This is a genomic window from Mesorhizobium argentiipisi (SeqCode) (assembly GCF_037179585.1).
In the GTDB taxonomy this organism is placed as follows: domain Bacteria; phylum Pseudomonadota; class Alphaproteobacteria; order Rhizobiales; family Rhizobiaceae; genus Mesorhizobium; species Mesorhizobium argentiipisi.
Genome location: NZ_JAPYKO010000061.1, coordinates 1 through 8,890 on the forward strand (window position 1 = coordinate 1; position 8,890 = coordinate 8,890).

Consider the following 8,890-nt stretch of genomic DNA (forward strand, 5'->3'; position numbering starts at 1 on the left):
ACTTGCTGCCCGGTCGGGCTCCAAGAAGCTCGCTATCATCGCCGTCGCAAGGAAGCTCCTGGTCGTCCTCAACGCCATCATTCGCGACAAAACCGCATTCGCATGAACACAGTTGCCATTCCGTGACGTTAAAGCGTTGCGACGATGCAGAATTCTGCTCCGTGCACATTTCGGCGAAGGTCACGGCAATGGATCCTCGGGTCTCCGCGTCCGCTTCGCTCCCGCTGCGCCCGTGGATGACGAAGCTGGGTGGCGGCCGCTTGTTTGCCGCAAACGACACTTTTCGTCCGTTCAAGCATGCATGCGAGCGCCCTTGGTGATCTTGTCGACGAGCTTTTTCTCGCCGCGCATGGCGATCCCCACGACCTTGGCATCGTCCGGCGCGAATTCAGCGAAGACGGCGCGGTTGGCGAGGTCGTGCCCGGTCGAAAACATCTCCTCGATATAGGCGGACGTCGTCACGCCGCGCTCCAATGCCCGGCGGTGGATCGTGCCCAGCGTCGCGGCATCGGCCGACAGGACGATGACCGGCTGGATCGACATCGGGTTGTAACGGTTGCCGGCGCGGCGCGATAGAGCTCGCCGATGATCTCGGGGAACTGCGCGACGATGCCGCTGGTCAGGAACGCGGTGACGTTGAGCTTCTGCCACACCGGCAGATCCTCTCTCAGGACAATTGCAATTTTCGTATCGAACACCAAAATTGAGACTCCGAGATGGCCCATCACGGGCGGGACAAGGCGATGGCGCAGGCTCTAGACGCGGAAGCGCAGGAAGGTCTTGAACGTTCGTGCGCGGATGCGGCCGATGGCGATCGCATCGTTTCGGCGCCGGGCGGGCTTGGCCTCGAACGCATCGAAGCGCGCTTCCACGGCAACGCCTTCGAGCTCCACCGGCACGACACCTACGCGATCGGCGTAACCTTGCATGGCGTGCAGCGCTTCCATTATCGCGGCGCGCTGCAACACAGCCTGCCGGGCAAGGTGATCGTGCTGCACCCCGACGAATTGCACGACGGCGGCGCCGGAACGGAGGACGGGCTGCGCTACCGGATCCTTTACCTGGAGCCGTCCCTGCTGCTCGACTGCCTTGATGGCGAGCCGCTACCTTTCGTGCGCGACGCCGTGGTCGACGATCCGGCGCTGCGGGACACGCTGCTCTCGGCGCTGGGGCCGCTGGACGAAGAACTCGGCGACCTGTTCGTGGCGGATTTCGTCGCGCAGCTGGCGCAACAGCTGAGACGCCATGCCGGAAAGCCGGCAAAATCAACGCGCAAGACCGCCTGGCGCGCGGCGGCGCTTGCCCGCGACTATCTCGAGGAGAATGCCGAGCGGGCAGTGCGTTCCGATGAGCTGGAGGCCATTACCGGCCTCGACCGCTACGCGCTGTCGCGCCATTTTCGCGCCACCTATTCGACCAGCCCGCACCGCTTCCTGTTGATGCGCCGGCTGCAAAGAGCGCGGCGCATGATCGTCGAGGGCGAGTCGCTCGCGGAGATCGCTGCCGGCGCCGGCTTCAGCGACCAGAGCCATTTCAACCGGCATTTCAAGAAGGCATTCGGCATGACGCCGGGTCGCTGGGCGACGCTGGTAAGCGCGTAAGCGCGATGCGCAGCATCGTCGCTCAACGGCGAGACGTCCGGTGATGGCGCTCAGGCGCGATGCGCAGCATCGTCGCCTCTCCGCTAAGCCGCCGATGCTTTGGTCCGCGGTTGCGCGACGATGCTGCGCATCGGGCGTCTGTCACCAACGTCTTGCGGTTGAGCGATGACGCTGCGCGTCACGCTTCATCCAACTCCGCGTCGTCGTCGATCAGCACCAGGTCTTCGTTCGACAGATTCGCCTCGATGCGGGCCAGCAGCTTGAACAGCGCCTTCTGGTCCTTCTTGTCGAGGCCTCTCAACGCCTGTTTTTCGGTCTTCTTGACCGACTTTTCGATGGCGCGGATGGTTTCGCGGCCGGACTCGGTGAGGAAGATATGGGCCTGGCGGGCATCGGCGTTGGAGGCGCGCTTTTCGAGGAAACCCTGCGCCTGCAGCCGGTTGATGGTCTTGGTGATGGTCGGCGGGCGTACGCCGAGCCTGCCGGCGAGATTGCCGGGGGTCTGGCCGTCCTCGCGGTCGAGCGCCAGCATGATCTGGTCCTGGCCGGCGTAAAAACCATGCGCCAGAAGCCGCGCCGCGAGCGCCGTGCGCGCCAGCCTTGCCGCCGAATGCAGCCGGCTCATTGTCGCTGTCTTGTCCGCCTTGGCCATGGCCATTCCCTCTTCGGCCGAACCGGCGCGTCCAGCATAGAGGCTGCCCGACGGTTGGCAATGACGATCTCTAAGAATCCGGCTTGCGGAACGCTTTGCCGGCAAGCATTGCGGTGCCCGCGCAGGTGATGCCAGATGTTTATTTCAGTTAGATGACAAACGAATTTTGCGCCGGCGAGATTCACCGCGAACGCTGGTGAAGGCCATTGGGCTCCCGTGCGAGTCCTGCGTCTGGCCTGTCTCAGCCGCCGCTGACCCGTGCTTGGCGCCGTCCCGCTTAGAGGGTCCGCCTGGCCCATCGGTTTGGCGCGTGCAAAAGCGCGGCACCCATCCTATATGAGGCCGACAATCCAGGATTTTCGAGCCAAGACTTTCGAGGCAAACCATGAGCAATGCACAGACGCAAATCCCCGTAACCGTTCTCACCGGCTATCTCGGCGCGGGCAAGACGACACTGCTCAACCGCATCCTGTCGGAGAACCACGGCAAGCGCTACGCCGTCATCGTCAACGAGTTCGGCGAGATCGGTATCGACAACGACCTGATCGTCGAATCCGACGAGGAAATCTACGAGATGAACAATGGCTGCGTGTGCTGCACGGTGCGCGGCGACCTGATCCGCGTCGTCGAGGGCCTGATGAAACGCCCTGGCCGCTTCGACGCCATCGTCGTCGAGACCACGGGTCTTGCCGATCCGGTGCCAGTGGCGCAGACCTTCTTCATGGACGACGACGTGCGCACCAAGACCAAGCTCGATGCGGTGGTGGCGCTGGTCGACGCCAAGCATCTGCCGCTGCGTTTGAAGGATTCCAAGGAAGCCGAGGACCAGATCGCCTTCGCCGATGTCGTGGTGTTGAACAAGACCGACCTCGTCACACCGGAAGAGCTCGAAAAGGTCGAGGCGACGATCCGCGCCATCAACCCGGCGGCCAGGATCCATCGCACCCAGCGCGCCGGCGTGGCGCTCACCGAAGTGCTCGACCGCGGCGCCTTCGACCTGTCGCGCGCTCTGGAGAACGACCCTCATTTCCTCGACGCGCACGACCACCATGATCATGACCACCATGATCATGATCACCACGATCATGACGGTCACGACCACCATCATCACGACCATCCGTCCGACATCCATGACGTGACGGTGAAGTCGGTGTCGCTGCGCGGCGGCGAGATGGACCCGAAGAAGTTCTTCCCCTGGATCGAGAAGGTGACCCAGATGGAGGGACCCAACATCCTGCGGCTGAAGGGCATCATCGCGCTCAAGGGCGACGAGGACCGCTATGTGCTGCAAGGCGTGCATATGATCCTCGAAGGCGACCATCAACGTGCCTGGAAGGATGGCGAAAAACACGAGAGCCGGCTGGTCTTCATCGGCCGCGACCTCGACGCCGAGCGGCTCAGGAAGAGTTTTGAAGCCTGCCAGGCGGCTTGATTTCCTGACTTTCAGGCGCTAGCGCTGCCCCCTTCTTCCTTCTCCCCTTGTGGGAGAAGGTGGCCTCGCGAAGCGAGGTCGGATGAGGGGTACTTCAGCTTGGCAATGGCGGCGATCCGTCCAACACCCCCATCCGTCTTGGCGCTGCGCGCCAATCCACCTTCTCCCACAAGGGGAGAAGGGGGAGCACACCAAGCCTCGCTGGCTAATCTCGAATGGACCAATCTATAATGCCCACAGTCGCCCCGCTTGATCTCGAAGGCCATTGCGTCGCCGCCGTCTTTCTCGACGACGTGCCGCATTTCGCTCTGGCTGACGGTTCAATCCACCGGTTGGATAACGGGCACAAGACCATGCAGGCCAATGACGGCCTGCTGGCCGCCTTCCACGACGCTGCGAACGACCGGCTGATCACCGGTGGCGAGGACGGCAAGGTGTTTGCCGTGAAGGCCGGCGGCGAGGTGGGCGAACTGGCCAGCGCCGGCAGGAAATGGGTGACCAGCGTCACTGCCGGACCGCAGGGCGCGGTCGCCTATGCTTCGGGCAAGACCGCCTTCGTGCGTTTCGCCGACGGCAAGATCAAGGAATTTGCCCATCCGCGCTCCGTGGAGGGGCTCGCCTTCTCACCCAAGGGCATGCGCTTCGGCGTCGCCCGCTACAATGGCGCGACGCTGCATTTCCCGGCGGCCGAGGGCAAGCCGGTGGAGCTCGAATGGGCCGGCGCTCATACCGGCATCACCTTTTCGCCGGACGGCGCCTTTCTGGTCACCACCATGCAGGAAAACGCGCTGCATGGCTGGAAGCTCGCCGACGGCAAGCACATGCGCATGAGCGGCTATCCCGGCAAGGTGAAGAGCCTGTCCTGGAGCGTGAAGGGCAAATGGCTGGCGAGTTCCGGCGCGCCGGCGGCGATCGTGTGGCCGTTCGCCAGCAAAGACGGACCGATGGGCAAGGCGCCGCTGGAGCTCGGCACGCGCGGCAACACGATGGTGACCTGCGTCGTCTGCCATCCCAGCCAGGACGTCACGGCCATCGGCTATGAGGACGGCATGGTGATCGCGGCGCGCTTCGCCGACGCCAAGGAAGTGCTGCTGCGCCGCCCCGGCAAGGGCGCCATCACGTCGATGATGTGGGACAAGGAAGAACGCCGCGTCGTGTTTGGCAGCGCCGCCGGCGATTGCGGCGTGATCGATATCACTGCGTAGGCAGTAGGGAATAGGCGGTAGGGCTTAGGGAACGACGGCACCTGCTGCCTACTGCCTGAGGGGGACTTCATGCATTCAATCCACCGGACTCTCATCGGCGGCATCGACATCGCCCGCATCGCTGAATTGCGCGAGACGGAGGGCGCCGCTTTCCGCAAGGCGCGTCCGAAATCCGAGGCGAAGCTCGGTAACGGCATTGCCGGCTTTCTGGGCGGTGTGCCGATGCACTGGATGACGGACTGGCCGACGCCGTTCCCGATCCTGGTCGACGGCGCCAAGGGCGCCACCATCACCGACACCGATGGCAACAAGCTCGACGATTTTTGCCTTGGCGATACCGGCTCGATGCTCGGCCATTCGCCGCCGGCTGTCGCCCGCGCCATCCGCCGGCAGTCCGGGCGTGGACTGACCTATATGCTGCCCAGTGAGGATGCGCTGGCGATCGGAACGCTGCTGCAGCAGCGCTTCGGGCTTCCCTACTGGCAGATCGCAACCACTGCCACCGACGCCAACCGCTTCGCGCTGCGAGTCGCCCGCGCCGTCACCGGGCGCGAGAAGATCCTGGTCTTCAACGGCTGCTATCATGGCTCGGTCGACGAGACGATGGTGCGGCTGATCGACGGCAAACCCGTCAACCGGCCTGGGCTGGCCGGCGAATTCCGCGACCTGACGCGAGCCACGAAGATCCTCGAGTTCAACGATGTTGCCGCCTTGGAAGCAGCGCTGGCTGACCGCGACGTCGCCTGCGTTATCACCGAGCCGGTGCTGACCAATTCCTGCATGGTGCTGCCGGAACCCGGCTTCCACGACGCGCTGCGGCGCCTGACCCGCGCGGCCGGCACGCTGCTGCTGATCGACGAAACACACACCATCTCCACCGGCCCCGGCGGCTACACGCGCAAATATGGGCTGGAGCCGGACCTGTTCGTGCTCGGCAAGCCGGTGGCCGGCGGCGTGCCGGCGAGCATCTGGGGCATGAGCGAAGAGGTCGCTACGCGCTACGGTTCCTACAACCGGGCGAAGGAGCCCGGCTATTCCGGCATGGGCACGACGCTGTCTGCCAATCCGCTGCAATTCGCGGCAATGCGCGCGACGCTGGAAGAGGTGATGACCGAGGCGGCCTACGCCCATATGGACCGGCTGGCGCGCCGGCTCGATGCGGGGCTCTCCGCCGTCATCGAGCGAAACAAGCTGCCCTGGCATGTCGCGCGGGTCGGCGCCCGCGTCGAGTTCATCTGCGCTCCCGGACCGCTCGGGAATGGCGGCGAGGCGGAAAAAGCGCATGCGCCGGAGCTGGAAGCCGCCATCCATGTCGCGCTGGTCAATCGCGGCGTGCTGATCGCGCCGTTCCACAACATGATGCTGATCTCGCCGGCAACGACTTCCGCGCAAGTGAGCCGGCTGATCGCGGCTTTCGCCGCTGTTGCGGGCAAGCTTGCGGCGTGAGACAAGTAGCTGAAAGATTGGCAAACATGGACAATCCCAACGCCGTAACCACTTCGCCTTCAGGCTCGACGCCCGCTGAGGCAAAAGCCTTTCTCGAAGGGCATCCCGAGATCGAGGCGTTCGACATCGTGCTCACCGACGCCAACGGAATCGGCCGCGGCAAGATCGTGCGCCGGCACGAGCTGATGGGCATTTTCGAGAATGGCCGCCACCTGCCGATCTCGATCCTCGGCCTCGACATCACCGGCGAGGATGTGCACGAAACCGGCCTGGTATGGGACACCGGCGACGGCGACCTCAGGGCATGGCCGATCCCCGGCACGCTTGTGCCGCTCTTCGGCACCAACCCGCCGCGCGGCCAGGTGCTGATGTCGATGCACCATCTCGACGGCCAGCCGATGACCTCCGACCCGCGGCTGGTGCTGGCAAGGCAGGTGGAATTGCTGGCGGCGCGCGGCCTGCATCCGGCCGGAGCTTTCGAGCTTGAGTTTTTCCTGCTGTCCAATGAGCGCGACGCGGATGGCAAGGTTCAGCCTGCCCGCGCGGTGCTCGACGGCCGCCGCTCGGCCAAGACCGAGGTCTATTCGGTCGACCATCTGCATGGCATGGAGCCGCTGTTTTCCGACATCTACGCCGCGGCCAAGGCGCAAGGCATTCCGGCCGAAACCGTCATTTCCGAGTATGCTCCCGGCCAATACGAGCTGACGCTCAATTACCGCAAGGACGTGATGCGGGCGGCCGACGACCTCGTCATGCTGAAGCGGCTGGTCAGGGCACAGGCGCGCCGGCACGGTGTCACCGCCTGCTTCATGGCCAAGCCCATCGAGGCCTATGCCGGCTCCGGCATGCATTTCCACGTCTCGCTGCAGGACGATGCCGGCCGCAACGTCTTCACCGAGGGCGCCGGCGAGAAATGGTCGCCAAAGCTGCTCAACGCGCTCGGCGGCCTGATCCACACCATGGCGGAATCGATGCTGGTGTTTGCGCCGCACGCCAATTCATGGCGCCGCTTCGTCTCGCAATCCTACGCGCCCGTGGCGCCCAGTTGGGGCGTCAACAACCGCTCGGTGGCGCTGCGCGTGCCGGCGGGCGACGCCAAGAACCGCCGCATCGAGCATCGGCCGTCGGGCGTCGACGCCAACCCCTATCTGGTGGCGGCGACGGTGCTGGCCGGGATCGTCAAAGGCCTGGATGAGCATCTGGACCCCGGCCCCGAGACGACCGGGAACGGCTACGAACAGGCAGCGGAGAAGTCGAGCATGCCCGCCGACTGGCGCGCCGCGATCGAAGCGGCCAGAGGCTCCGATTTCCTGAAATCGGCGCTCGGCCCCGACCTGCACCGAACGTTTGTGGCGATCAAGCAGGCGGAATATCTGCGCGTCGCGCGGACGGTCAGCGAGCTGGACTATCATCTCTACCTGCATGAGGTTTGAACACAGGGCCCGGCAGGCGCGGCGATCACGTTTTGCCGACAGAAGGAGATGCCGAGGAAATATTGGCGGAACCTTCCCGAGGCCTCGCTCATTCCAGATTGATAGCAGGAGCAGACAGAGCCGCGTCAGAGATGATCGACCGGATGCCAACCACACCGCACCATGCCAAGGTGAAGGCCAAGCATTGGCCGACGCCCGAGCCGGCCGATGTGGTGGCGCCCGAGGCCGAAGATATTCCGGAGTTGCGCGAAGAGGCGAAAGGCTGCCGCCGCTGCCCGCTCTGGCGCGATGCCACGCAAACCGTCTTCGGCGAGGGGCCGGAGAATGCCGATGTGATCTTCGTCGGCGAACAGCCCGGCGACCAGGAGGATCTGGCCGGCAAGCCGTTCGTCGGACCGGCGGGCAAGGTGTTCGACAGCATACTGGACGACGCAGAGATCGATCGCCGCAAGGTCTATGTGACCAATGCGGTCAAGCACTTCAAATTCGAGCCGCGAGGCAAGCGGCGCATCCATTCGAAGCCCAATGCCGGCGAAATCCAGGCCTGCCGCTGGTGGCTGGACAAGGAGCTCGACCTCGTCAAGCCGAACCTCGTGGTGGCGCTCGGCGCGACGGCGGCGCAGTCGCTGCTCGGTAAGGCGGTGCCGATCACCAAGATGCGCGGCGATGTGATTGAGCGCGAGGATGGCTTGCGCGTATTCGTGACCATCCACCCGTCCTTCATCCTGCGCATCCGCGATCGGGAGGACAAGGAGGCTGAGAAGGAGCGGTTTTTGCAGGATATGCGGAAGGTGAAGCAGCTGATGGCTGCTTGATCGTTCTACGCACCCGAGGGACCGGAGGGCATGCGCTTTTGAACGGGTCTGCGGCGTTGGAGATTAGCCGAAGCGCCTATCGCTTCGTCATTCACGGGCCGAGCAAGGAGCGAAGCGACGCGCGCAGACCCTAGAATCCTGTGTGTTGGTTCTGGTGTATGGTTGAAGTGGGAAGGAGACCGAGTGGATCCTGGTCGTCCTTTCGGACAGGCCGTGGCATGGCCCGGTCCCTTCCCACCGATGAACCATCAACCTGAACAGTTGCACGGGGCTGTTCCAAGCAGACCCCGCACCACAGGAAGAGGC

The 8,890-nt window shown here is 64.3% G+C and carries 7 protein-coding genes and 1 pseudogene; 6 read left to right on the forward strand and 2 right to left on the reverse strand.

Going from position 1 to position 8,890, the window contains the following annotated elements; genetic code table 11:
* Positions 1 to 291: 291 nt before the first annotated feature.
* Positions 292 to 698, reverse strand: a pseudogene (locus tag O7A05_RS33610) (DUF2000 family protein).
* A gap of 45 nt (positions 699 to 743) precedes the next feature.
* Between O7A05_RS33610 and O7A05_RS33615 the strand changes: the two are divergent.
* Positions 744 to 1,601 carry an AraC family transcriptional regulator gene (locus O7A05_RS33615; protein WP_337097691.1) on the forward strand — a complete coding sequence of 286 codons (858 nt, stop codon included), beginning with the start codon at positions 744 to 746 and terminating at the stop codon, positions 1,599 to 1,601.
* A 178-nt stretch (positions 1,602 to 1,779) separates the two neighbouring features.
* On the opposite strand, the gene O7A05_RS33620 is transcribed toward O7A05_RS33615, so the two are convergent.
* Positions 1,780 to 2,253, reverse strand: coding sequence for a MarR family winged helix-turn-helix transcriptional regulator (locus O7A05_RS33620; protein ID WP_027169177.1), 474 nt, complete (start codon positions 2,251 to 2,253; stop codon positions 1,780 to 1,782).
* Positions 2,254 to 2,638: 385 nt separating this feature from the next.
* On the opposite strand from O7A05_RS33620, the gene O7A05_RS33625 reads away from it, so the two are divergent.
* The 5 genes from O7A05_RS33625 to O7A05_RS33645 all read left to right on the forward strand — a co-directional run bounded on the left by O7A05_RS33625 (position 2,639) and on the right by O7A05_RS33645 (position 8,584).
* Positions 2,639 to 3,685, forward strand: coding sequence for a CobW family GTP-binding protein (locus O7A05_RS33625; RefSeq protein ID WP_337097693.1), 1,047 nt, complete (start codon positions 2,639 to 2,641; stop codon positions 3,683 to 3,685).
* 230 nt (positions 3,686 to 3,915) lie between these two features.
* Positions 3,916 to 4,890, forward strand: coding sequence for a WD40 repeat domain-containing protein (locus O7A05_RS33630; RefSeq protein WP_337097694.1), 975 nt, complete (start codon positions 3,916 to 3,918; stop codon positions 4,888 to 4,890).
* Between the two features lie 69 nt (positions 4,891 to 4,959).
* A complete protein-coding gene (locus tag O7A05_RS33635) occupies positions 4,960 to 6,336 on the forward strand; it encodes an aspartate aminotransferase family protein (RefSeq protein WP_337097695.1) in 1,377 nt (458 codons plus the stop codon).
* A gap of 26 nt (positions 6,337 to 6,362) precedes the next feature.
* Positions 6,363 to 7,769, forward strand: a complete 1,407-nt coding sequence (locus O7A05_RS33640) for a glutamine synthetase family protein (protein ID WP_337097696.1) — start codon at positions 6,363 to 6,365, stop codon at positions 7,767 to 7,769.
* 143 nt (positions 7,770 to 7,912) lie between these two features.
* Complete coding sequence (locus tag O7A05_RS33645; protein ID WP_337097697.1) at positions 7,913 to 8,584, forward strand: UdgX family uracil-DNA binding protein; 672 nt, start codon at positions 7,913 to 7,915, stop codon at positions 8,582 to 8,584.
* The last annotated feature ends 306 nt before the right edge of the window (positions 8,585 to 8,890 follow it).

What these genes read in the sequence shown, in the direction of transcription:
- O7A05_RS33615 (WP_337097691.1), top strand. Translation starts at nt 744, where the DNA reads ATGGCGCAGGCTCTAGACGCGGAAGCGCAGGAAGGTCTTGAACGTTCG.
- O7A05_RS33620 (WP_027169177.1), bottom strand. Translation starts at nt 2,253, where the DNA reads ATGGCCAAGGCGGACAAGACAGCGACAATGAGCCGGCTGCATTCGGCG.
- O7A05_RS33625 (WP_337097693.1), top strand. Translation starts at nt 2,639, where the DNA reads ATGAGCAATGCACAGACGCAAATCCCCGTAACCGTTCTCACCGGCTAT.
- O7A05_RS33640 (WP_337097696.1), top strand. Translation starts at nt 6,363, where the DNA reads ATGGACAATCCCAACGCCGTAACCACTTCGCCTTCAGGCTCGACGCCC.
- O7A05_RS33645 (WP_337097697.1), top strand. Translation starts at nt 7,913, where the DNA reads ATGCCAACCACACCGCACCATGCCAAGGTGAAGGCCAAGCATTGGCCG.
- O7A05_RS33635 (WP_337097695.1), top strand. Translation starts at nt 4,960, where the DNA reads ATGCATTCAATCCACCGGACTCTCATCGGCGGCATCGACATCGCCCGC.
- O7A05_RS33630 (WP_337097694.1), top strand. Translation starts at nt 3,916, where the DNA reads ATGCCCACAGTCGCCCCGCTTGATCTCGAAGGCCATTGCGTCGCCGCC.